23 protein-coding genes and 3 tRNA genes are annotated in these 22861 nt (G+C 70.7%); 13 read left to right on the top strand and 13 right to left on the bottom strand.

Annotated features, from left to right (window positions below; genetic code table 11):
* Positions 1-131: 131 nt before the first annotated feature.
* Positions 132-380: a DUF3073 domain-containing protein gene (locus ACIO3O_RS26615; protein ID WP_189822705.1), complete on the top strand. Its 249-nt coding sequence runs from the start codon at positions 132-134 to the stop codon at positions 378-380.
* A 186-nt stretch (positions 381-566) separates the two neighbouring features.
* Here the strand turns inward: ACIO3O_RS26615 and purM are convergent, their stop codons facing one another.
* The 3 genes from purM to ACIO3O_RS26600 form a co-directional block, all read right to left on the bottom strand.
* Positions 567-1634: a phosphoribosylformylglycinamidine cyclo-ligase gene (gene purM / locus ACIO3O_RS26610; protein ID WP_401749964.1), complete on the bottom strand. Its 1068-nt coding sequence runs from the start codon at positions 1632-1634 to the stop codon at positions 567-569.
* Positions 1635-1680: 46 nt separating this feature from the next.
* Positions 1681-3207, bottom strand: a complete 1527-nt coding sequence (purF, locus tag ACIO3O_RS26605; protein WP_401749962.1) for an amidophosphoribosyltransferase — start codon at positions 3205-3207, stop codon at positions 1681-1683.
* Between the two features lie 123 nt (positions 3208-3330).
* A complete protein-coding gene (locus ACIO3O_RS26600) occupies positions 3331-4188 on the bottom strand; it encodes a hypothetical protein (protein ID WP_401749959.1) in 858 nt (285 codons plus the stop codon).
* Between the two features lie 149 nt (positions 4189-4337).
* On the opposite strand from ACIO3O_RS26600, the gene ACIO3O_RS26595 reads away from it, so the two are divergent.
* The gene (locus tag ACIO3O_RS26595; protein WP_401749957.1) at positions 4338-5192 is read left to right on the top strand and encodes a putative leader peptide; all 855 of its coding nucleotides are present in this window, start codon (positions 4338-4340) and stop codon (positions 5190-5192) included.
* 82 nt (positions 5193-5274) lie between these two features.
* On the top strand, positions 5275-6669 hold the full coding sequence (locus ACIO3O_RS26590) for a sulfatase-like hydrolase/transferase (protein WP_401749955.1): 1395 nt from the start codon (positions 5275-5277) through the stop codon (positions 6667-6669).
* Between the two features lie 139 nt (positions 6670-6808).
* On the opposite strand, the gene ACIO3O_RS26585 is transcribed toward ACIO3O_RS26590, so the two are convergent.
* The 5 genes from ACIO3O_RS26585 to ACIO3O_RS26565 form a co-directional block, all read right to left on the bottom strand.
* Positions 6809-7714 carry an META domain-containing protein gene (locus tag ACIO3O_RS26585; RefSeq protein WP_401749952.1) on the bottom strand — a complete coding sequence of 302 codons (906 nt, stop codon included), beginning with the start codon at positions 7712-7714 and terminating at the stop codon, positions 6809-6811.
* Between the two features lie 61 nt (positions 7715-7775).
* Positions 7776-8585, bottom strand: a complete 810-nt coding sequence (locus ACIO3O_RS26580) for a sterol carrier family protein (protein WP_401749949.1) — start codon at positions 8583-8585, stop codon at positions 7776-7778.
* Between the two features lie 97 nt (positions 8586-8682).
* The gene (locus tag ACIO3O_RS26575; RefSeq protein WP_401749946.1) at positions 8683-10080 is read right to left on the bottom strand and encodes a hypothetical protein; all 1398 of its coding nucleotides are present in this window, start codon (positions 10078-10080) and stop codon (positions 8683-8685) included.
* Between the two features lie 91 nt (positions 10081-10171).
* Entirely contained in the window at positions 10172-10732 is a 561-nt protein-coding gene (locus ACIO3O_RS26570) for a hypothetical protein (RefSeq protein ID WP_401749944.1), read from the bottom strand.
* A gap of 45 nt (positions 10733-10777) precedes the next feature.
* Positions 10778-10957: a hypothetical protein gene (locus tag ACIO3O_RS26565; RefSeq protein ID WP_401749942.1), complete on the bottom strand. Its 180-nt coding sequence runs from the start codon at positions 10955-10957 to the stop codon at positions 10778-10780.
* 126 nt (positions 10958-11083) lie between these two features.
* On the opposite strand from ACIO3O_RS26565, the gene ACIO3O_RS26560 reads away from it, so the two are divergent.
* Both ACIO3O_RS26560 and ACIO3O_RS26555 read left to right on the top strand, forming a co-directional pair.
* Positions 11084-11329 (top strand): type II toxin-antitoxin system Phd/YefM family antitoxin, encoded by a 246-nt coding sequence (locus tag ACIO3O_RS26560; RefSeq protein ID WP_401749940.1) that lies wholly within the window; start codon positions 11084-11086, stop codon positions 11327-11329.
* The gene (locus tag ACIO3O_RS26555; protein WP_401749938.1) at positions 11314-11715 is read left to right on the top strand and encodes a PIN domain-containing protein; all 402 of its coding nucleotides are present in this window, start codon (positions 11314-11316) and stop codon (positions 11713-11715) included. The genes ACIO3O_RS26560 and ACIO3O_RS26555 overlap by 16 nt, the downstream gene beginning before the upstream one ends.
* A 65-nt stretch (positions 11716-11780) precedes the next feature.
* Here the strand turns inward: ACIO3O_RS26555 and purL are convergent, their stop codons facing one another.
* The 3 genes from purL to purS are packed head-to-tail and all read right to left on the bottom strand — an operon-like array spanning position 11781 to position 14958.
* Positions 11781-14030 (bottom strand): phosphoribosylformylglycinamidine synthase subunit PurL, encoded by a 2250-nt coding sequence (purL, locus tag ACIO3O_RS26550; protein WP_401749936.1) that lies wholly within the window; start codon positions 14028-14030, stop codon positions 11781-11783.
* A complete protein-coding gene (purQ, locus tag ACIO3O_RS26545; RefSeq protein WP_401749934.1) occupies positions 14030-14710 on the bottom strand; it encodes a phosphoribosylformylglycinamidine synthase subunit PurQ in 681 nt (226 codons plus the stop codon). Before purQ ends, purL begins: the two co-directional genes overlap by 1 nt.
* The gene (gene purS, locus ACIO3O_RS26540) at positions 14707-14958 is read right to left on the bottom strand and encodes a phosphoribosylformylglycinamidine synthase subunit PurS (protein WP_401749932.1); all 252 of its coding nucleotides are present in this window, start codon (positions 14956-14958) and stop codon (positions 14707-14709) included. Before purS ends, purQ begins: the two co-directional genes overlap by 4 nt.
* Positions 14959-15302: 344 nt before the next feature.
* Between purS and ACIO3O_RS26535 the strand changes: the two genes are divergently transcribed.
* The 8 genes from ACIO3O_RS26535 (at position 15303) to ACIO3O_RS26500 (ending at position 20070) form a co-directional block, all read left to right on the top strand.
* On the top strand, positions 15303-15620 hold the full coding sequence (locus ACIO3O_RS26535) for an Lsr2 family protein (protein WP_401749930.1): 318 nt from the start codon (positions 15303-15305) through the stop codon (positions 15618-15620).
* Between the two features lie 177 nt (positions 15621-15797).
* A tRNA-Gly gene (locus tag ACIO3O_RS26530) sits at positions 15798-15869 on the top strand.
* A 77-nt stretch (positions 15870-15946) separates the two neighbouring features.
* A tRNA-Gly gene (locus ACIO3O_RS26525) sits at positions 15947-16022 on the top strand.
* A gap of 158 nt (positions 16023-16180) precedes the next feature.
* A complete protein-coding gene (locus tag ACIO3O_RS26520; RefSeq protein ID WP_401749928.1) occupies positions 16181-17149 on the top strand; it encodes an ABC transporter ATP-binding protein in 969 nt (322 codons plus the stop codon).
* Positions 17146-17961 carry an ABC transporter permease gene (locus ACIO3O_RS26515; RefSeq protein ID WP_401749926.1) on the top strand — a complete coding sequence of 272 codons (816 nt, stop codon included), beginning with the start codon at positions 17146-17148 and terminating at the stop codon, positions 17959-17961. Before ACIO3O_RS26520 ends, ACIO3O_RS26515 begins: the two co-directional genes overlap by 4 nt.
* Positions 17962-18025: 64 nt before the next feature.
* Positions 18026-19363, top strand: coding sequence for a sensor histidine kinase (locus ACIO3O_RS26510; RefSeq protein ID WP_401749924.1), 1338 nt, complete (start codon positions 18026-18028; stop codon positions 19361-19363).
* Positions 19360-19971: a response regulator gene (locus ACIO3O_RS26505; protein ID WP_401749922.1), complete on the top strand. Its 612-nt coding sequence runs from the start codon at positions 19360-19362 to the stop codon at positions 19969-19971. Before ACIO3O_RS26510 ends, ACIO3O_RS26505 begins: the two co-directional genes overlap by 4 nt.
* 23 nt (positions 19972-19994) lie before the next feature.
* Positions 19995-20070: transfer RNA gene (locus tag ACIO3O_RS26500), tRNA-Gly, on the top strand.
* Positions 20071-20168: 98 nt separating this feature from the next.
* Here ACIO3O_RS26500 and ACIO3O_RS26495 read toward each other — a convergent pair.
* Both ACIO3O_RS26495 and ACIO3O_RS26490 read right to left on the bottom strand, forming a co-directional pair.
* Positions 20169-21086 (bottom strand): phosphoribosylaminoimidazolesuccinocarboxamide synthase, encoded by a 918-nt coding sequence (locus ACIO3O_RS26495; protein WP_401749920.1) that lies wholly within the window; start codon positions 21084-21086, stop codon positions 20169-20171.
* 120 nt (positions 21087-21206) lie between these two features.
* Positions 21207-22685, bottom strand: coding sequence for a N,N-dimethylformamidase beta subunit family domain-containing protein (locus ACIO3O_RS26490; protein ID WP_401749919.1), 1479 nt, complete (start codon positions 22683-22685; stop codon positions 21207-21209).
* Positions 22686-22861 lie beyond the last annotated feature (176 nt).

The raw sequence follows: 22861 nt of genomic DNA, 5'->3' as shown, positions 1-22861 counted from the left end.
ACCGTATGGCCAAAGAAGCAGGTACCGTTGAAGTCCTGCGGACCGGTCTCTTCACGGAGAGCCCGTTCCCAACCATGAACGCGTGTCAAGACTCTGGGGCCGTCGAGCCCCGTCACCGAGGGGGTCGAGCCATGGGGCGCGGCCGGGCAAAGGCCAAGCAGACGAAGGTCGCCCGCCAGCTGAAGTACAGCAGCGGCGGGACTGACCTGTCGCGTCTGGCCAATGAGCTGGGCGCTTCGACTTCGCAACAGCCGCCGAATGGCGAGCCGTTCGAGGACGATGACGAGGAAGACGACCCGTACGCACAGTACGCGTCGCAGTACAACGACGATGACGACGACGATGAGTCGGGTCCTTCGTCGCAGCGCCGGGGCGCTTGACGCCTCGGTTCTGGTGCGGCCGGTTCAGTTTTGGCAGTTCTGGCGTTCGTACACCTCGAACATTTTCATAAGGTTTGAGCAGTTCCACCGGACCCGGTCCGGGGCGAGAGCCCTGGGCCGGGTTCTGTGCGTCCTGCTGCTCCCCGGTGGGCCCGGTCGGCTGGGTGCCGACCGGGCGTCCGTGTCCTACTTGGCGTAGTCGCCCGTCAGCTCGGCGCCGTCGCGGTGGTCGCCGCGGGCCAGGATTTCGCCCGCGACCCAGGATTCGACGCCCCGGTCCTCCAGGGTGGCGAGGGTGACGTCGACCGATTCCTGGGGGACGACGGCGATCATGCCGACGCCCATGTTGAGGGTCTTCTCCAGTTCCAGGCGCTCGACCTTGCCGGCCTGGCCGACGACGTCGAAGACGGCGCCGGGGGTCCAGGTGGAACGGTCGACCGTAGCGTGCAGGTGCTCCGGGATGACCCGGGCCAGGTTGTTGGCCAGGCCGCCGCCGGTGACGTGGCTGAACGCGTGGACCTCGGCGGTACGGGTGAGGGCCAGGCAGTCCAGCGAGTAGATCTTCGTCGGCTCAAGGAGTTCCTCACCGAGGGTGCGGCCGAACTCGGCCACCTCCCGGTCCAGGGACCAGCCCGCACGGTCGAACACGACGTGCCGCACGAGGGAGTACCCGTTGGAGTGAAGACCGGAGGAGGCCATCGCGATCACCGCGTCGCCCTCCCGGATCCGGTCCGCGCCCAGCAGCCGGTCGTACTCCACGACACCGGTGCCCGCGCCCGCCACGTCGAAGTCGTCCGGGCCCAGCAGGCCCGGGTGCTCCGCCGTCTCGCCGCCGACCAGGGCGCACCCGGCCAGGACACAGCCCTCGGCGATGCCCTTGACGATCGCGGCGACACGCTCGGGATGCACCTTGCCGACGCAGATGTAGTCGGTCATGAACAGCGGCTCCGCGCCGCAGACGACGAGGTCGTCCACGACCATGCCGACGAGGTCGTGGCCGATGGTGTCGTACACGCCCATCTGCCGGGCGAGATCGACCTTCGTACCGACACCGTCGGTCGCGGAGGCGAGCAGCGGACGCTCGTAACGCCGGAGGGCGGAGGCGTCGAAGAGACCGGCGAACCCGCCGAGGCCACCCAGGACCTCAGGGCGCTTCGTCTTCTTCACCCACTCCTTCATCAGCTCCACGGCGCGATCGCCGGCTTCGATGTCGACGCCCGCGGACGCGTAGCTGGCACCAGTGGTCTCAGACATGGGGGTGAGAACTTTCGTGTCGTACAGCAAGGGTCTAGCGGGCGAGCTACGGGCGACGGAGCGCGTCGGCGGCGGCCGTGTTGGCCGGGCCCGCCGCGAGTTCGGTCTCCAGGAGCTGCTTGCCGAGGAGCTCCGGGTCGGGGAGCTCCATGGGGTACTCGCCGTCGAAGCAGGCGCGGCAGAGGTTCGGCTTGTCGATCGTCGTCGACTCGATCATGCCGTCGATGGAGATGTACGCGAGCGAGTCGGCGCCCAGCGAGGTGCCGATCTCCTCGATGGTCATCCCGTTGGCGATCAGCTCGGCGCGGGTCGCGAAGTCGATGCCGAAGAAGCACGGCCACTTCACGGGGGGCGAGGAGATGCGGATGTGGATCTCCGCCGCGCCCGCCTCGCGGAGCATCTTCACCAAGGCGCGCTGGGTGTTGCCGCGGACGATGGAGTCGTCCACCACGACCAGGCGCTTGCCCTTGATGACTTCCTTGAGCGGGTTGAGCTTCAGCCGGATGCCCAGCTGGCGGATCGTCTGTGAGGGCTGGATGAAGGTCCGGCCGACGTAGGCGTTCTTGACGAGTCCGGAACCGTACGGAATTCCGCTGGCTTCGGCGTAGCCGATCGCGGCGGGGGTGCCGGATTCGGGCGTCGCTATGACGAGATCGGCCTCGGCAGGGGCTTCCTTGGCCAGTTTGCGTCCCATCTCGACCCGGCTGAGATAGACGTTGCGGCCCGCGATGTCGGTGTCGGGGCGCGCGAGGTAGACGTACTCGAAGACACAGCCCTTGGGCTTTGCTTCTGCGAATCGGGAGGTGCGGAGACCGTTCTCGTCGATCGCGAGCATCTCGCCCGGCTCGACCTCGCGGACGTAGGACGCACCGCAGATGTCGAGGGCGGCGGACTCGGAGGCCACCACCCAGCCGCGCTCCAGGCGGCCGAGGACCAGCGGGCGGATGCCCTGCGGGTCGCGGGCCGCGTACAGCGTTCCCTCGTCCATGAAGACGAGGGAGAAGGCGCCCATGACCTTGGGGAGCACCTTTGCGGCGGCCTCCTCCAGCTTCAGGGGCTTGCCGTCGTCGTCGGTCTGGCCCGCGAGGAGGGCCGTGACCAGGTCGGTGTCGTTGGTGGCCGCCACCTGGGTGGCACGGCCGTTCTCCTTGGGGAGTTCGGCGACCAGTTCGGCGAGTTGCGCCGTATTGACCAGGTTTCCGTTGTGGCCGAGCGCGATCGAGCCGTGCGCGGTGGCACGGAATGTCGGCTGCGCGTTCTCCCACACCGAGGCTCCGGTGGTGGAGTAGCGGGCGTGACCGACCGCGATATGGCCCTGGAGGGAGCCGAGAGAGGTTTCGTCGAAGACTTGCGAGACCAGTCCCATGTCCTTGAAGACCAGGATCTGGGACCCGTTGCTTACTGCGATTCCCGCGGACTCTTGTCCCCGGTGCTGCAGTGCATACAGTCCGAAATAGGTGAGCTTGGCGACCTCTTCGCCGGGAGCCCAGACACCGAAGACGCCGCAAGCGTCCTGGGGGCCTTTCTCACCGGGGAGCAGGTCGTGGTTGAGTCGTCCATCACCACGAGGCACGGCACCGAGTGTAGGCGAGACCGAGCACTGGTCCGAATTGGGGATGCCAACAGGCCCCGACCCGGGACGAAACGGTCCTGCTGGAGCCCAGGTCAGGGCCTTGCGGGGGCTGCTCGCCGGGGGTTAGCCGACGGCGCCGAGGAGCAGGGCGTTCGCCTTCGCGGAGACGTCGGCGTCGGCCTTCAGGTTCGCCTTGGCGGCGAGGGCGGCGTCGGCCTGGACGCGGGCGTCGGCGCTGACGTTCGTGTTGGCAGTGGCCTTCGCCTTCGCGCCGAGGCCGAGGAGGCCGCCGACGGTGGCGCCGAGGCCCACGTCCAGCTTCAGGCCGAGGGCGGCCTTGAGGTCGATCTTGGCGTCGACCAGGACGACCGTCTTGACGTCCGCGAGGACCTGGCCGCCGACGAACACGTTCGCCTTGAGTGCGGCGTTGAGCTTCGCGGCGACGGCGGCGTCCAGCTTGACCGCCGCGTCCACCTTCACGGAGTTGCCGGCGACCGTCTTGGCGCTGACCGCCGGGCGGACGAACGTACCGAGCTGGACCCGGCCGGAGACGCGGGCGTCGCCCTTGAGGGTGGCGGTGATGGCACCGGTGGTCATGTCGACGCCGAGGTCCTTGACAACCACGACGGCCTTCGCGCCGACGTTGACCAGCCCGAGGCAGGTGGCGTCGAGCTTGAGCTTGCCCGCGACCTTGGCGTCGGCGGAGGCGGAGACGGTGCCGGAGTCGACGGCGGCGGTGAGGGAGGTGGCGGCGGTCAGCTGGGCCGGGACCTCGCAGTCGGCGCCGAGGTGGGCGAGGACGAGTCCCTTGGCCTTGAGGGAGGCGAGGAGGGAGGCCGAGAGGTCGACGTTCACGATGCCGCTGGCGACGGGGACGGGACGGGGGCCGGCGCTCTCGCTCGCGTGGGCGGCGACGGGGAGGGCGGCGAGGCCGAGGGCGAGGGTGGAGGTCGCGAGGGCGGCGGTGAGGCGGTGGGACATGGGTCTTCGGTCTCCTTGCCGAGGGTGTGTCATGAGGGGCCCTCAGGGGTGAGGGTCCGTCAGGGTGCGGCGGACTGCCGTGGGATGCGGTCCGCGCGCGCCTCCCTCAGGCAAGGGCAGGTTGCGGGGGTGCGCGACTCAGGAGGGCCATGTGGGTGTCGGGGGGCGGGGGCTCGCCGCCGGTGCGGGGGCTGTGCTGGAGCTGCGGCTCCGCCGCGGGGGGCTGTGCTGCATGTGCGGCTCCGCCGCGCTGGGCGCCCCGTCAGGGGCGCGGGGCTGTATTGCACGTGCGGTTCCGCCGCGCGGGCGCGCCCTTCAGGGGCGCGGGGAACTGCGCGACCAGCCACCCACTCACCCGCACGGAACCGTGCAATGGCCCCGCGGGTTTAGGTGAAGGGGCGGGGCTGGGGACCCCCTTGCCCCGGTGGGGCGGGGTTGCGCATGCCCGGCACCGGGAGGCGACCCGGGGCCTTGGCGGTGACGTGCACCCGGTGTCGGGGCTGGGCCAGGGGCGGCACCCGGGCGGGCCGGGAGCGGGAGGGGCCGCCCCCTTGCCCGCCCGTCCCGCCCCCGGGGGGCGGCCCCGCCGCCCAAGGGGGCTAGAGGGAAGCGGGGGGGGGCGGAGCCCAAGGGGGCTAGGGGGGAGGGTGGGGAAGGGCGGAGCCAAGGGGGCGGGGTGGAAGAGGCGGAGCGGGCCGGGGCCGGGAAGCGCCCCGAGCGTCGGCGGGCGGGGCCGGAGTGGGCCGGGCCGGGAGGCAAGTCCCGTACCCCGGTGGGCGGGGCCGGAGCGGGCCGGGGCCGGGAGGGGCGTTCCGGAGGGCGGCAGGGATGGCCGCGCGTGTCCAGCAGCGTGTCCACGGAACGGGACGATCATTGACAGCAGGAGGCGCGAGCCGACAGAGTCACGGCCCATGCAGCCCTCCGGTGACCCCTCGGTCCCGCTCGTCGCGCGCCGACACGTCGACCTGGTCCGTGTCGCCAGCGCCATCTGTCGCTGCGCCTAGTCACTCCACACCCCCCTTTCTCACAGGTCACCGAACTCTGCCCGGGTTCGGGCGACTTGACCTGACTTCTTCCGGAGAAGCCGTGACTTCGCGCACCCCCCTGTCCCGCCGCACCCTCGTCGGCGCCGCCGGGCTGGCCGCCACCGCCTCGCCCGCCGCGGCGAGCGCCCCCGAGGAGCGCCCGTTCCGCGCCGCCGACCGCCGAAGGTCCAAGCGGCCCAACATCCTGTTCATCCTGGGCGACGACCTCGGCTGGGCCGATCTGTCCGCGTACGGCTCGCCCCACATCCGTACGCCGAATCTCGACCGTCTCGCCCGGCAGGGGGTCCGGTTCACGGACGCCTACTCCGGGTCCGCGACCTGCTCACCGACCCGCTTCAGCCTGTACACCGGCCGCTTTCCCGGTCGTACGAAGGGAGGGCTGGCCGAGCCGATAGCCGACAAGGGCGTCGGGCTCGAACCCACCCATCCGACCCTCGCCTCCCTCCTCAAGGGGGCGGGCTACTCCACCGCCCTCATCGGCAAGTGGCACTGCGGCTTCCTCCCCGACTACAGCCCGACCCGCTCCGGCTGGGACGAGTTCTTCGGGAACTTCGGCGGGGCGCTGGAGTACTACTCGAAGCTGGGCGGCGACGGCGAGTACGACCTCTACGAGGGCGACGCCACGTACAAGGACCTGCGCTACTACACCCGCATCCTCACCGAGCGCGCGAGCGACTTCGTACGGCGTGATCACGGTGACAAGCCCTGGCTGCTGAACCTCAACTTCACCACCCCGCACTGGCCCTGGATCGCCGACGGCGACGAGGAGGCGAGCGCTGAGGTCGTACGGCGGATCAAGGCCGGGGACAAGCGGGCGCTGTGGCACCAGGACGGCGGGTCGGTCGAGAAGTACACGGAGATGGTCGAGGACCTGGACCGGTCGATCGGCGAGGTGCTGAAGGCGCTGAAGAAGTCGGGGCAGGAGGAGGACACCCTTGTCTTCTTCGCCAGCGACAACGGCGGCGAACGCTTCTCCTACAACTGGCCGTTGACCGGCAACAAGGGCTCCTTGCAGGAGGGCGGCATCCGGGTGCCGACCATCGTGCGCTGGCCCGCGCGGCTGGACGGGCGGCAGGTCAGCCACGTACCGGTGTTCACGCCGGACTGGACGGCGACGCTGCTGGAGATCGCGGGCGCGCGCCCCGACCGGGCGCACCCGCTGGACGGCACCTCGCTCGCCGGATACCTGCTGCGGGGCGAGCGCCTGCCGGAGCGCGACCTCTTCTGGCGGGTGCGGGGCGAGCGGGCGCTGCGGCGCGGGGAGTGGAAATACTACCGGGGCAAGGCCGGGAAGGACCAGCTCTTCCGGCTGACGGCGGACGCCCGGGAGCAGGCGGACCTGGCGGCGGCGGAGCCCGCGCGGCTGGCGTCGCTGCGGGCGGCCTGGGAGAAGACGGACGCGGGTCTGCTGCCGTATCCGGGGGGTGCCTCCTAGCGCGGTGCCGCCGGGCACGCGGCGGCGCGTGCCCGACACGGCCGCGCTGGTGGCCGGCGCGGCGGCGTGGTGGCCCGGCGCGGCGGCGGCGCCGGTCAGAATGCGTCGCCGCCGCGCCCGAACCACTCCCGTACGGCGTCTACTTGGCGGCCGTGGCTTCCAGCCCCACACCGGCCGGACCGGTGAGGGACAGGCCGCGGCCGTCCACCGTGTACGTGACCTTGCCGGTCAGCACCTTCAGGATCTTCTTCTCGACCTCGCCCGCACCGCCCTGGCACATCATGCGCGTGGTGGCGACCCGGCCGAATTCGAGCGAGCCGGCGCTCTCCTTCGCCGTGCCGTTCAGGGAGTTGCAGCCCGTACGCCCCCGCACCGAACCGTCCTTGCCGAAGGTCAGGTACGCCTTCCCTGCGGTGTCCTTCGGCACGGTGGAGGCGGTGGTGTCGCCGCCGCCCATGGTCTTGCGGTCGGTGAAGGAGGTCACGGTCCACTTGGTCCCGGCGAGCGGGGCGGCCGCCTCCTGCTTGGGGTGGGAGGTCAGGGCGAGGGTGTCGCCCTTGGCGGTGGTCAGGGTGAGCCGGTCGCCGTCCACCTTCGCCTTCAGCGGCTCCTTGAAGGCCTGGCGCATGGCCAGCTCGAAGTCCTGCACGTCGCACGCCATTTGGGTGGACATGAGTTTGTCGAGGTCGACGGTGTCGCCCTTGACCGCGGCCTTGCCGGTGAAGGAGTTGCAGCCGTAGTTGCCCTTGACCGCGCCCGTGTCGTCGATCTGCACGAAGGTGTTCTTGGGCGCGGTGGCCTTCTTGCCGCCCACCGTCGAGCTCTCGACCGTCCAGCGCACCCCGGTCAGCGCGAGGTCCGTCTGTACGGTGCCCTGCTCGCCGCCCTTTCTGTCGCCGCCCGCCTGCGCACCCGGGGTCGTCTCCGTACCGCAGGCACTCAGCGCGAGGAGGGCCGCGGCGGTGACGGGCACTGCCAGCGTCCTCAGCGGCATGCGCTGGAGCGGCGTGAGCTTCGGCGTCTTGAGCTTCGGCGTCTTCTGCATGCCGCTGTGACGGAACGGGTGGCGGCACCGGTTCCACTTCCCTCGCGGCAGGCGTTCCCTTTCATCCCAGAATCGGCAGCACCCCCACCAGATCCGCACGCTCGCCACTGGCGCTGACCTGCGCGTTCTCGATCGCGTCGGCCCATTGTGTACGTCCTGTGGCAAGCCGCACCCAGGTCAGCGGGTCGGTCTCCACCACGTTGGGCGGGGTGCCCCGGGTGTGCCTCGGGCCCTCGATGCACTGCACCACCGCGAACGGCGGGATCCGCACCTCCGTGGAGGCTCCGGGGGCCTTCACGGCGAGGGCGTCCGCGAGGAGGCGGGTGCAGGCGGCCAGCGCCTGCCGGTCGAGCGGCACCTCGACCCCCGTCGCCCGCGCCAGGTCGTCGCTGTGCACGACCAACTCGACGGTGCGGGTGACGAGGAAGTCCGCGAACCGCATCGCGCCGACCCGCGTGGGCACCACCCGGTCGTCGTCCGCGCCGGGCAGCGCTTCGGCGATTCCGGCCGCGACCTTCCCGTACAACTCGCTGATCGGCCCGCTCGCGGCGATGCCCGCCGTGTCCTCCGCGATCCGCCCCGCGTGCTTCTCCGTGGCGAACGGCCAGTCCAGCAGCCCCACTTCGGCCGCACCCGGCGACGGCTCCCCCAGACTCCGCACGACGGAACCCACCGCCATCGACAGGTGCGCGGCCAGCTCGCGCACCGACCACTCCCCCAGCCCGCTCGGCCGCGCGAGCTGCTCCTCGGAGAGCCCCTCGACGACCTCCCTGACCAGCCCGAACTGGGCGAGCACGGCGGCCCGGGTCTTCACCGGGTCGTACGCACGGGGCTTCTTGCGGCCGGTCGTGGAGCGAGCGTTCTGTGCCATGTCCCCGAGGTTAGAGGAGGCCACTGACAACGACCGCCGTCGGAAAAGTCCACCGATCACGGCCGCCGTCGGAGCAGGCCACCGACAATGCGCGCCGTCAGAGGAGGCCACCGATCACGGCCGCCGCCAGGTTCGCCCCCTCGCGGCTGTTGCTCCCGCCCACCGTCATGGCGACGACCAGCGCGTTTTCCTCGTCGGCAGCGTCCGCCCCGTGGCCGGGGGGCAGCGGGTTCAGGCGGGACAGCAGGGGCAGGCAGGACTGGAGGACGGCGATCTCGGAGCCCTCGGCCAGGATGCCGTGGACGACCGCGTCCCCGCGCCAGGCGGGGTGTTCGCCGTGGTCCTCCTCCTCGTCCTCCTCATCCTCCGCGCCCTCCTCATCCTCCTCGTCGGGCCCCTCCTGAGGCTCCCCGAGCACCCACACCGCCTCGCCGTACGCGGGCGCCGCACAGTCGACCGCCGCCCCCGACAGCTCCGTGTCGGTGGCCGCGTACAGCCGCTGCCACGCGAAGTGCCCCGCCGCGAACACCCGCAGCACCGGCTGCTCGCCCCTGCGCAGCGCCCGCCGGGCCAGGTGCAGTTGGAGGCTCTTGGCCAGCAGGAGAACGCCGGTGACCAGGAAGGGCAGCGCGTACATCTGCTGGTCGACGGCGTCGTACCGTTCGGCGGCCAGGCGGGGCGGGCCCTCGCCGCTCAGCACGGTCACCCGCGAGCCCACCGGGTGGTCGAGCGGGTACAGCGAGGCCAGGGTCTGCTCCCCGCCGGCCGCCGTCCGTACGCGTACCGTTCCGCCCTCGTCCAGGTCGACCCCTTCGAGGACGGTCGCGACCGTACGGGTGGCCTTCGCGTCCCGCGCGTCGGAGGCCGACGTGGCCACCGCGCCCCAGGTCAGGAGCCCACCGGCCACCAGCAGCAGGACGGCCCCCGCCCAGCACCGGTGCACGGCCCGCCCGTCCCGGCCGAACCCCTCGGGCAGCGGCGCGGTACGGCCCTGCGTCACCTTCAGGAACACCGCACGCTGGCGGCGGCGCGCCCGCAGACGCACGATCACCGGGACGAGGGCGAGCAGCGGGGCGACCACCATCAGCCACCTGCCGATCAGGTCGGCGGGCGTGTCCGGCAGGTCGGCGTCGAACACCCCCGTCAGCGCCGGCGCCGAGGCCACGGGAAGCATCCAGACGGCGACCCCGGGCAGCCTGAGGCACAGGTACGGCAGCGTCGCGAAGAAGGCCACGACCGCATAGCCGACCCACTCGGTCCCGCACGGGGCCGCGTCCGTGCACCCGGGCCCGCTGTCCGCCGCGACAAAAGCGAGGATCAGGCACACCAGCAGGACGAGCGCCAGCCCCCACGCCACCACACGCGGCCGGGCCCACCGCGGCACACCCGCAGCGCGCCACGCCTTGGCGTCCTCACCGCTCCAGGGCACGGCATCGGGAGGGCGCGCGCCCGGGGGCAGCGTGGAGCGGGGAGGTATCGGGGCAGGACTGATCATGAGCGAAGTATTGGCGTGACAGCCGCTTCCTGTCCCCCGAGTTGATCAACCCGCTGCCGCCCCCTCGGAACAGCCAGTAGACGCACGCCCCTCAGAACAACCAGTACACACACGCCCCCCACGCCAGCAGCCCCACCACCAGCACCGGCCCCAGCGGCATCCCCTGCTCCCCGGGAACGCTGTCCCGCGCGGGCCGCAGTTCCGGGTCGGCGAGCATGGCGCGTACCGCGTCGGCGGCCCGGCCCGCCGCATGTCCCGCGACGCTCCGCCGCTCCAGCCGCATCACGCCGGTGGGCCGCAGGGTGACGGTCGTCCCCTTGGCCCGGTGCACCGCAAAGCTGTCGTGGTCGATCACGACCTTCTGTATCTCCTCCCAGGGCACCGCCTTCACCGCCCAGGCCCCTGTCACCCACACACCGGAACGGTCCGCCGTCACCCGCCAGTTGAGGCCCGTCGCGGCCGCGCTCGTCCAGAAGGCCGCTCCGGCGATCAGTACGCCGGACGACCAGGTGAACTCCTGGGTGAGCACCAGATACACGGCAGCCCCCGCCATGGCGAGGCAGAACGCCCCCACCCCCCGCCCGACCGTCCCGGCGGCCCACTGCCGGGGCTCGGCGCCGATCGCCTCCGTGTCCTGCTCGGTCTTCCCCACGGTGCTTCCCTCCACATTTCTTGTACGCGTCATTCCTTGTACGAGTCATACGTTCCGGCCCGCCGAAGCCATCCCCCGCTCCACCGCGACCCGCCCCTCGGGCCCGTCGACCGCGCCGCCGCACACCACCTCCGCACTGGACGCGGGGATTCCGTACAGCACCGCCTCCCGCATCGAGCGCGGCCCGACATCCTCCGCCCGCCCGGCCGCCTCGCCCCCGTGCACACCCCGGCCCCGGGCACACGTCCGTAGGGAACCGCCCCGGCCGATTCGGCCCGGTGTGCACCAGCCCCCGCATTCCACCGGCCGACACAGCCTCATGGAATCAGATATTCTGATTCCATGAGGCTGATGACCGCCACCGAAGCGTCCCGGAACTTCGCAGCCGTGCTGGACGCCGCCGAGCGCGGCGAGGAAATAGTGATCACCCGCGCCGGTCGCCGGCTCGCCCTGATCGGTCCCGCCCCAGCAGGCAACGGCGCAGCGCTGAACGACATACTCGCCTCCTGCCGCCCCGACGATTCGTTCGCCTCGGACATCGCAGCCGCCCGCTCACTGACCACCGACGAGCTGGGGGCGACGTGGCCCGGCGCCTGATCCTCGACACCGACGTCCTGATCTCCCTGGAGCGGTCCAGCGCCCCTCTTGTCTTCGCCGCCGACGACGACGTGACCATCTCCGCCGTCACCGCCGCCGAACTGCTCCTGGGCATCGAGCTGGCCGACGAGGCCCGGCGGCAGGCGCGCGAGGACTTCGTCACCGCGATCCTCGCGGTCGTACCGGTCGAGGAGTATGGCCTGGAGGTCGCCCGCGCCCACGCCCGACTCCTGGCGCACGTCCGCCGCACGGGAAGGCCCCGGGGTGCGCACGACCTGATCATCGCAGCCACCGCCGTGGCCACCGCCCGCTCGCTCGTCACCCTTGACGAGAAGGCCGGGTTCACCGACCTGCCCGGCGTCCGTACCACCGTCCTCGGCACCTGACCCCGCACACGAGCACGGCCCCGCCCCGGTCTCCCCGGGCGGGGCCGCACTCACACCGCAGCGACTCAGGCCAGCAGACCCGGAATCGTCGCCTCGTGTGCGTCCTTGAGTTCGTTCAGCGGGATGCTGAACTGGCCCTGGATCTCGATCTCTTCGCCGTCGACGACGCCGATGCGGGTGACGGGCAGGCCGCGTGCCCCGCACATGTCGTTGAAGCGCAGCTCCTCGCTCCGCGGGATCGACACGACCGCACGGCCCGCCGACTCCGAGAAGAGGAACACGAACGGGTCGAGCCCGTCCGGCACCACCAGGCGTGCACCCTTGCCGCCGCGCAGGCAGGACTCGGTGACCGCCTGGATCAGACCGCCGTCGGACAGGTCGTGGGCGGCGTCGATCATGCCGTCCCGGGAGGCCGAGATGAGGATCTCGCCGAGGAGCTTCTCGCGGGCCAGGTCGACCTTGGGCGGCATCCCGCCGAGGTGGTTGTGCACGACCTCCGACCACGCCGACCCGCCGAGTTCCTCGTGGGTGTCGCCGAGGAGGTACAGCAGCTGCCCTTCCTGCGCGAAGGCCATCGGGGTGCGGCGGGCGACGTCATCGATCACACCGAGGACCGCGACGACCGGCGTGGGGTGGATCGCGGTCTCACCGGTCTGGTTGTACAGCGAGACGTTGCCGCCGGTGACGGGGGTGCCCAGTTCCAGGCAGCCGTCCGCGAGACCCCGGGTGGCCTCCGCGAACTGCCACATCACATCCGGGTCCTCGGGCGAACCGAAGTTCAGGCAGTCCGAGATCGCGAGCGGCTTCGCGCCCGTCGTGGCCACGTTGCGGTACGACTCGGCGAGGGCGAGCTGGGCGCCCGTGTACGGGTCGAGCTTGGCGTAGCGGCCGTTGCCGTCCGTCGCCATGGTCACCCCGAGGCCGGTTTCGGCGTCGATACGGACCATGCCCGCGTCCTCGGGCATCGCCAGCACGGTGTTGCCCTGCACGAAACGGTCGTACTGCTCCGTGATCCACGCCTTCGAGGCCTGGTTCGGCGAGGCCACCAGCTTCAGGACCTGCGCGCGCAGCTCGTCCCCATTGGCCGGACGGGGGAGCTTGTTGGCGTCGTCGGCCTGGAGGGCGTCCTGCCAGGACGGGCGGGCGTAGGGCCGGTGGTAGGTGGGGCCCTCATGGGCAACGGACCGCGGGGGGACGTCCACGATCTGCTCGCCGTGCCAGAAGATCTCCAGCTGGGAGCCCTCGGTCACCTCACCGATCACGGTGGCGATGACGTCCCACTTCTCGCAGATCTCCAGGAAGCGGTCGACATGCTGCGGCTCGACGATCGCGCACATCCGCTCCTGCGACTCGCTCATGAGGATCTCCTCCGGCGAGAGGGAGGAGTCACGCAGGTGCACAGTGTCCAGCTCCACCCGCATGCCACCGGAACCGGCCGACGCCAACTCCGACGTGGCGCAGGACAGTCCGGCACCACCCAGGTCCTGGATGCCCGCGACCAGCTTCTCCGCGAAGATCTCCAGGGTGCACTCGATGAGGAGCTTCTCCTGGAACGGGTCACCCACCTGCACGGCGGGACGCTTCGTCGGCTTGGCGTCGTCAAAGGTCTCCGAGGCCAGCACGGAGACGCCGCCGATGCCGTCGCCGCCGGTCCGGGCGCCGTACAGGATGACCTTGTTGCCCGGCCCGGACGCCTTGGCGAGGTGGATGTCCTCGTGCTTCATGACGCCGATGCAACCGGCATTGACCAGGGGGTTGCCCTGGTAGCAGGCGTCGAAGACGACCTCGCCACCAATGTTCGGCAGGCCCAGGCAGTTCCCGTAGCCGCCAATACCCGCCACAACACCGGGCAGGACCCGCTTGGTGTCCGGGTGATCGGCCGCACCGAAGCGCAGCGGGTCCACGACCGCGACCGGGCGCGCGCCCATGGCGAGGATGTCGCGGACGATGCCGCCGACACCGGTGGCCGCACCCTGGTAGGGCTCGATGTACGAGGGATGGTTGTGCGACTCGACCTTGAAAGTGACCGCATAGCCCTGGCCGACGTCGACAACACCGGCGTTCTCGCCGATCCCGACGAGCATGGCGTCGTTGGCGGGGACCTTCTCACCGAACTGCTTGAGGTGGACCTTGCTGCTCTTGTACGAGCAGTGCTCCGACCACATCACGGAGTACATCGCGAGCTCAGCACCCGTGGGACGACGCCCCAGGATCTCGCGGATCTTGGCGTACTCGTCCTCCTTGAGGCCGAGTTCCTTCCAGGGCAGCTCAACATCAGGCGTCGAGGCAGCGTGCTTGACGGTGTCCAGAGTCATCAGGCGTTGACCAGCTTCTTCAGGATCGAGGTGAAGAACCCGAGCCCATCGGTACGCCCCGTACCGATCAGGGGCTCGACGGCGTGCTCGGGGTGCGGCATCAGACCCACGACGTTGCCCGCCGCGTTCGTGATTCCGGCGATGTCCCGGAGCGAGCCGTTCGGATTGCCGTCCAGGTAGCGGAAGGCGACGCGGCCCTCCGCCTCCAGTTCGTCGAGCGTGTGCTCGTCGGCGACGTACCGGCCGTCCATGTTCTTCAGCGGTACGGAGATCTCCTGGCCCTGCTCGTAATCGGCAGTCCAGGCCGTCCCGGCGTTCTCCACCCGCAGCTTCTGGTCGCGGCAGATGAAGTGGAGGTGGTTGTTGCGGAGCATCGCACCCGGCAGCAGGTGGGCTTCGGTGAGGATCTGGAAGCCGTTGCAGATGCCCAGGACCGGCATACCGGCCTTGGCCTGCCCGATGATCGTGTCCATCACCGGCGAGAACCGCGAGATGGCGCCGGCCCTCAGGTAGTCGCCGTAGGAGAAGCCCCCGGCGAGGACCACCGCGTCGACCTGGTGAAGGTCCTTGTCGCGGTGCCACAAAGACACCGGCTCGGCGCCGGCGAGGCGGACGGCGCGCAGCGCGTCCTGGTCATCGAGCGTGCCGGGGAAGGTGACGACTCCGATACGAGAGGTCACTTCTCCTCCTCCACCCGCACGGTGAAGTCCTCGATGACGGTGTTGGCGAGGAAGGTCTCGGCCATCTCGTGGATGCGGGCGAGGGCGGCCGCATCGACCGGCCCCTCCACCTCCAGCTCGAAACGCTTCCCCTGACGGACGTCCGCGATTCCCTCGAAGCCGAGACGGGGCAGTGCACGCTGCACCGCCTGTCCCTGCGGGTCGAGAATCTCGGGCTTGAGCATGACGTCGACTACGACGCGTGCCACTGGCACTCCCGGTGTGGTGTGGTGCTTAAGGCGGTTTCACCAGCGTACCCGCCAGAAAATTCTACGCGGGTAGATATCCCCTCGGCCGATCACGTTCCGGTATCGACGCCGACAACCCGGGGAAAAATCCGGGAAAAAAGCGGAGCTCCCATTGCCCTCGGACACGCGGACGGAATTGACTGGGCTTCACAATGCAATGCCTCCCCCTGTACAAAGGAATACAAGGGAAAGCAACATTGCGTTCGCCTTGCTTCAAAACCGTCGGAAGGCCGACATCGCCGCACGTCAGCGCGGTGACATCGGCGCCCACGCCGGTACTCGTCCGCTAGGAAGGACCGATATCCGTGGCTCAACGCGTAGTGGTCACGCTCTTCGACGACATCGACGGAGGAGAAGCAGCGGAAACGGTGACCTTCGGCCTCGACGGGAAGTCGTACGAGATCGACCTCAATCCCGCCAATGCAAAGAAACTGCGCACGGCACTGAAGCCCTACGTGACGGCGGCGCGAAAGCACTCGAAGTCGGGCAATGTGTACCGGCACACCTCGGTGGCCCCCGACCCGGCCGCCGTGCGCGCCTGGGCCCGGTCGCACCGGATGGAGGTGCCGGCCAGGGGCCGCATCCCGAAGAAGGTCTACGAGGCGTTCGCCGAGGCGTCCTGACGCACGGCCGGGCCTCCTGACGGACTGACGCGCGGCCGGGGCCTTCTGACGGAACGACAGGTGTCCGGCCCGGCCCGCGAGGTCGGCCGGAACCGATTTGCATCGCACCCCGGTACCTGGGCTAAAGTCTGGAGCACGCCGAAGGGCAAGGCCGCAAGGCCCCGCCTCACGCAGCGTGCGGGTGTAGTTCAGTAGCAGAACAGCCCCCTTCCAGGGGGAAGGCGCAGTGTGCAATTCCTGTCACCCGCTCTGCATCGCCTCAACCGGTTTCCGGAAGCCCCGGAGCATCGGGTAGGGTGAGCAAGCAACACCACGCACCACCCCTTGCGGACGTAGCTCAGTTGGTAGAGCGCAACCTTGCCAAGGTTGAGGTCGCCAGTTCGAACCTGGTCGTCCGCTCCATAAGTCAGAAGGCCCCCGTCATCACGACGGGGGCCTTCTGCGTTTGCCCGATCACTGTTTGCCCGATCGCTGCTTCCGTGATCGCTCATGACATTTGTCATCGGGAGTCATGACAGCCCGCACTGCCGACGGCCCGGAGCCGACGGGAGTCTTGAGACATGACCACCAACGCAGAGCTTGTCATCGACGTCGAAGGGCTCCGGCGGACGTACGCCGGAGGGTTCGAGGCCGTCCGATCCGTCTCCTTCTCCGTGGCGCGCGGTGAACTCTTCGCGCTGCTGGGAACGAACGGCGCGGGCAAGACCTCCACGCTGGAGCTGCTCGAAGGGCTCGCCGAGCCGAGCGGCGGCCGGGTCCGCATCCTCGGCCACGACCCGTACGCGGAACGGACGCAGGTGCGTCCCCGGACCGGCGTGATGCTCCAGGAGGGCGGATTCCCCTCGCAGTTGACGGTGCTGGAGACCGCCCGGATGTGGGCGGGCTGCACGAGCGGTGCCCGTCCGGTCGAGGAGGCCCTGGAGCTGGTGGGCCTGGCCAAGCGAAGTTCCGTACGGGTCATCCAGCTGTCCGGCGGTGAGCGGCGGCGGCTGGACCTGGCCATGGCGGTGCTCGGGCGGCCGGAGGTGCTCTTCCTGGACGAGCCGACGACCGGTCTGGACGCCGAGGGGCGGCACGAGACCTGGGAGCTGGTGCGGGAACTGCGGGAGCAGGGCACGACCGTGGTGCTGACGACGCACTACCTGGAAGAGGCCGAGGAGCTGGCCGACCGGCTGGCGATCATGCACGAGGGACGGATCGCCGCCGAGGGGCGGGTGGACGAGGTGGTCGCCGCGCACCCGTCGCGGATCAGCTTCGAGCTGCCGCAGGGGTACCACCTGGGGGACCTGCCACCGCTCGGGCAGCTCGGCGTCACGGAGCACCAACTCCACGGCAGGACAGTGCAGTTGAGCACCCCCGCACTTCAGCGGGCGGCCACCGGACTGCTGGTCTGGGCGGACGCCACCGGGGTGGAGCTGCGCGGGCTCGACGTGCGGTCGGCCTCGCTGGAGGAGGCCTTCCTGCACATCGCGCGGGACGCGAAGACGACGGCGAACACGAACATGAGGGAAGAGGTGGCGGCGCGATGAGCGGGACGCTGACGCACGGCGCACGCGGGACGGCCGCGGCCGGAGCACGCACCACGGCCGCGGGCCGGATGAAGGCGATGGCCCGGGCCGAACTCACCCTGTTGGGAAGGAACAGGGCCAGCCTGGTCATGATCCTGGTGATGCCGGTCGTCCTGACCTTCTCCTCCCTGTCGGTAGCCAAGGGCATGGACCTGGAGAAGTACGGTCTTTCGCTGGGCACGATGCTGATCCCGACGGCTCTGACGTACGTGATGATCGGCAGCATCTACACCACGCTGGTCGGCACGTACGTCACCCGGCGCGAGGAACTGGTGCTCAAGCGGCTGCGGACCGGTGAGCAGGGCGACGTCGAGATCCTGGCGGGCACCTCCGTCGCCGCACTGGTGGCGGGGCTGGTGCAGAGCGTGCTGCTGCTGGCGGCGGGGGTCCTGCTGCTGGACGCGGAAATGCCGGCCAACGTGCTGTTCGTGGTGGTGGGCATCGTGCTCGGGGTCGGGCTGGCGGTGCTCCTGGCGATCGCGACCACGGCGTTCACGAAGAGCGCGGAGGGTGCGCAGCTGACCATCGCGCCGGTGATGTTCCTGTCGATGTTCGGCTCCGGGCTGTTCTTCCCGCTGGAGTCGCTCCCGGACACCGCTGCCAGGATCTGCGAACTGCTGCCGTTCTCCCCGGTGGTGGAGCTGATGCGGGGCGGCTGGTCGGGTGGACTGACCTGGACCGGAGCGCTGGGCAACGTGGCCGTCGTGGCGGCGTGGACCGTACTGTCGGTGTACACGGCCAAGAAGCGGTTCCACTGGGAGCCGCGGCGGTAGGACGCCGGGTTCCGGCCCCCGTCCCGGTCCGGGGCGGGGGCCGGTTTCGAGGAGGGAGACGGGGATGAAGGGCTTCTGGCGGGGGCGCAGCAAGGCCGCGAAGATGGACCTCTACATGCGCGTGACGATGTACGCGCTGCCGTGGTTCATGTTCTTCGGTGTGATGAGCCCCTTCGGCGCCCACCTCGTCCGGGATTCAGGTTCGGTCGCGATGGCCCAGGGCCTGGTGGCGTTGTCCCTGGTGCAGACCGTGCTCTCCATGCATGCCGTCAGACGCAGCTTCACCCACCGGCTGCACGGTGCACCGGCCCCGTGGCGGACCGGCGCGGTCTCCCTGGTGCTGGGCGTCGTCTTCCTCGTACTGGCTGTGACCCTTGAGGCCACGGGTGGGCTCAGTGCCCAGGGCGGCGACGAGGCGGACTACGTCCTGATGGTGATGTTCGGCCTCAGCACGACCGCGGTTTCCGTGTGCGCCCTGTCGACGGCCCTGCGGCTGACCCTGGCGACGGTCGCGGCGGCGGTGCTGACGGGCGTCGCCATCGGAGCCGTGACGGGGGACCTCCCCCTCGCCACGGCCACCGGGATCACGGTCGTCCTGGCCAGTCTCTACGGGCTGGGGGCCTTCCGCTCCTCCCTCTGGTTCATGTCCATGGTCTGGGCGATCGACCGGGCCCGGGACACCGAGGCCCGCCTCGCCGTCGCCGAGGAGCGGCTGCGGTTCGGGCGGGACCTGCACGACGTGATGGGCCGCAACCTCGCCGTCATCGCGCTCAAGAGCGAGCTGGCCGTCCAGCTCGCCCAGCGCGGCAGGCCCGAGGCAGCCGAGCAGATGGCCGAGGTGCAGCGGATCGCGCAGGAGTCGCAGCGCGAGGTGCGCGCGGTCGTGCGCGGGTACCGGGAGGCCGATCTGCGCAACGAGATCGAGGGCGCGCGCGGAGTGCTGGCCGCCGCCGGAATCAGCTGCGAGATCGAGGACGGCCTCGCGGCCGACCTGCCCCCGGGTGTGCAGTCGGCGCTCGGCTGGGTGGTCCGCGAGACCACCACCAACGTGCTGCGGCACGGCAATCCCAAGAGCTGCACCCTGCGTCTGACCTCGGACGGGGTGCGTGCGGTGCTGGTCGTCGAGAACGACGGGGCCGCCGCCGGGGCGACCGTCGGCTCCACCGGTTCGGGCCTCGCGGGGCTGCGCGAACGGCTGGCGGCGATCGGCGGCACGCTGGTCGCGGGGGCCGCGGACGGCGGCCTGTTCCAGGTGCGGGCGGAGGTCCCGCTGACCGCCCCTGACGACGCCTCACCACGTACGGAGAAGGAAGCCGAGGGCATGACCCCGCAAGCGAGCACGCCCCGCACGGGCACGGCACGGTTCCTCAGGCGCCTCGGCGCGCGGGCGGGTGCCGCATGAGTGCCGTACGTGTGCTGCTCGCCGACGACGAGCACCTGATCCGGGGGGCGCTGGCCGCGCTGCTCGCGCTGGAGGACGACCTGGAGGTGGTCGCGGAAGCGGCCACCGGGCCCGAGGCGCTGGCCATGGCGCTCCAGCACCGGCCGGACGTGGCGGTGCTGGATCTTCAGATGCCGGGGATGGACGGTGTGGCGGTGGCCACATCGCTGCGCACCGAGCTGCCCGACTGCCGGACCATGATCGTGACCAGTCACGGGCTGCCGGGGCACCTGAAGCGGGCGCTCGCGGCGGGGGTGCGCGGGTTCGTGCCGAAGACCGTGAGCGCGCAGCGGCTGGCCGAGATCATCCGTACCGTACGCGCCGGAAACCGTTATGTGGACCCGGAGTTGGCGGCCGACGCGATCGCGGCCGGGGACTCGCCGCTGACCGCCCGGGAGGCCGAGGTGCTGGAGCTGGCGGCGCACGGGGCGCCGGTCGCGGAGATCGCCGAGCGGGCCGCGCTGAGTCAGGGGACCGTACGGAACTACCTGTCGTCGGCGGCGTCGAAACTGGGGGCGGAGAACCGTCATGCGGCGGTGCGTCTCGCACGGGAGCGAGGTTGGGTATAGTTGTCCTCGCGCCACGGCGCAACGCGGACGTAGCTCAGTTGGTAGAGCGCAACCTTGCCAAGGTTGAGGTCGCCAGTTCGAACCTGGTCGTCCGCTCCAGAGAAAGAAGAAGGCCCCGGTCATCGCGACCGGGGCCTTCTTCGTGCGGTGCCCGGGGGTGGGGCCCGGCCCCTCTCGGGTCGGGCCCCACCGACGTACTACGACCAGCTCTGGCCGGTCAGGCGCTCGTACGCCTCGACGTACTTGGCGCGGGAGGCGTCCACGATCTCCTGCGGGAGGGCCGGCGGCGGGTTCTCCGACTTCGGGTCCCAGCCGGAGGCCCCCGAGCTCAGCCAGTCGCGGATGAACTGCTTGTCGAAGGACTTCTGCGAGCGGCCCGGCTCCCAGTCGTCGGCCGGCCAGAAGCGGGAGGAGTCCGGGGTGAGGACCTCGTCGGCGATGACCAGCTGCTCGCCGTCGCCGGACGCGGCGGGCTCGTAACCGAACTCGAACTTGGTGTCGGCGAGGATGATGCCCCGGTCGCGGGCGATGTCGCGGGCCCGGCCGTACACCGCGAGGGTGGCCTGGCGGAGCTGGGCGGCGGTCTCCGCGCCGACCTGGCGGGCGACCTCCTCGTAGCTCACGTTCTCGTCGTGGTCGCCGACGGCGGCCTTGGTGGCGGGCGTGAAGATCGGGGCGGGCAGCTCCGAGCCGTTGACCAGGCCCTCGGGGAGGGCGAGGCCGCAGACCGTACGCGATTCCTGGTACTCGACCAGGCCGGAGCCGGTCAGGTAGCCGCGGGCCACGCACTCGACGGGGACCATCCGCAGGGATGTGCAGACCAGGGTGCGGCCGGCCCAGTCGGCGGGGGCGCCCGCGGGGACGTCCGTGGACAGGACGTGGTTGGGGACGAGGTCCGCGAGCTGGTCGAACCACCACAGCGAGAGCTGGGTGAGGATGCGGCCCTTGTCGGGGATGTCGGTGGGCAGCACCCAGTCGAAGGCGCTGGTGCGGTCGCTGGCGACCATCACGAGGTCGCCCGCCTCGTTCTGGTACAGGTCGCGCACCTTGCCGGTGTGCAGGTGTACCAGGCCCGGCACCTCGACGGGTTCGGGCTTTACTACGAATCCGGACACGGTTCCTCCCCGTGGGTATGGCCAATCGGTGTTGATTCTCCCGTATGCGCGGGGGAAGTCCCCGGTCAGGGTGGCCGGGGCGCGCGGAACGGGTGTGCTGGGGGCGTGTGGAGGGCGCTCTCAGGTGCCCTTGGCGATGCGGTCCAGCAGGTTGGCGGTGGCCTTCTGGATGCGGGGGTCCACGTGGCCGGGGCGGTCGAGTGCGGGGGACCAGGCGAAGGTGCCGGAGGCGAAGACCAGGGCGCCGCTCGGCGAGCGGTAGAGGGAGGTCTCCTGGTGGCGCAGGGCGCCCTCGCCGTCCCGGTACGGGGAGTGGGCGAGGAGGATGCGGCCGCGGTGCTCCGGGAGGGCGGTGCGGGGGAAGTAGCGGTCGGCCTCGCCCGCGACCAGGCCCTCGATCTCGTCGCCCTCGCCCGCACCGGTGCCCTCCCACAGCCAGTGCTCGGCGTTGCGCACGACCAGGGGGCTCGGCTCGGGCACTCTTCCCGCGTACTGGATGCCCATCAGCTGCTGCTCGGGCTTGTCGACCTCGCGCCACAGGGCGGGCTTTCCGGGGCCCTGGCGCTTGCGGCAGGACAGCAGGCGGTCGGGGACGCCGGAGGGGGCCGGGCCCAGCTCGACCTGCCAGTACATGGTGTTGGCGGAGAGGAAGACCAGGGAGGTGCCCTCGTCGCGGGCGCGCTCGGCGGCGCGGCGCATGGGGACGGACCAGTACTCGTCGTGGCCGGGGAAGATCAGGCCCCGGTACTTGGAGGTGTCGACGCGGCCGGCGTGCAGGTCGCGGGCGTCGGCGTAGGCGAGGTCGTAGCCGTAGCGCTCGGCCCAGCGGATGAAGTCGTACGCGTGCCCCACGTGCAGGGGCAGGCCCTGACCGGCGTAGGGGCGGTCGAAGGAGACGGTGGCGGCGGCGTCCTCCTCGCCGAGCAGCCGGCCGTTCTCGTCCCAGGCGTGGTAGAGGCTGGCGCCGGTGCGGCCGTCCTCGGGGAAGAGGTTGTACGCCTGCCAGGTGACGTCCGGGAGGAGCAGCAGGAAGTCGGCGGGGCGGTCGTCGCGCACGGTGAAGGGGACGTGGGTGCGGTGCCCGTCCGCGCTGGTCAGCACGGCGACGTACGCGCCGAGGCTCCAGTACGAGGGGATCTGGAGCCGCCAGGACTGCCACCAGTGGTGGCAGGAGACCGTGCGGTCGACGGTGAGGGGGGCGGGCTGGACGATGCCGGAGAGGCGGGGGCTGGTGTCGACCTTCTGGGCGCCCGCGCCGCTGTAGTGGCCGATCCGGTAGACGTAGACCGAGAATTCCTGGGGCGGGTTGACGGTGACGTGGAAGTCGACGGCGCCGCCGGGCTGAACGGAGCCGGAGGACGTGAAGCCCTTGATCTGGCAGTTCACGTCGTCGGCGGCGCGGGGGCCCGAAGTACGCCGGGGCGGGGGGACCTTGGCGCCGGTGGCCGGGTCGAGGTCCGCGTACCAGGGGACGACCGTGCCGTCGGCGTCGAGGTACTGGTCGCCGCCGCGCAGCCAGGGCAGGGGGCCCTGTCCGAAGGGGTCCGACACGGCGTGCGCGAGCGCCCCCGAGTCCCAGCGAATCTGCTCCGCCGCCACGTCACGCCCCTCCCTGGCTTCCCTCCGGCACCACGGGGGCACATCGGCGCCCGAGGCAACAGTGGTACGTCAGCTGTCAGCTCCAAGTGCCCAGCACATCACATAAAGCACGCACTCCGTCACCGTTCGTCGCGAATTGGCGTGAACCGGAACTTGGTACTCCGTTCGTGGGACTT

Source organism: Streptomyces sp. NPDC087440 (assembly GCF_044744005.1).
In the GTDB taxonomy this organism is placed as follows: domain Bacteria; phylum Actinomycetota; class Actinomycetes; order Streptomycetales; family Streptomycetaceae; genus Streptomyces.
The sequence above is the reverse complement of the archived record's forward strand: the minus strand, read 5'-3'. Positions and strand labels throughout refer to the sequence as shown.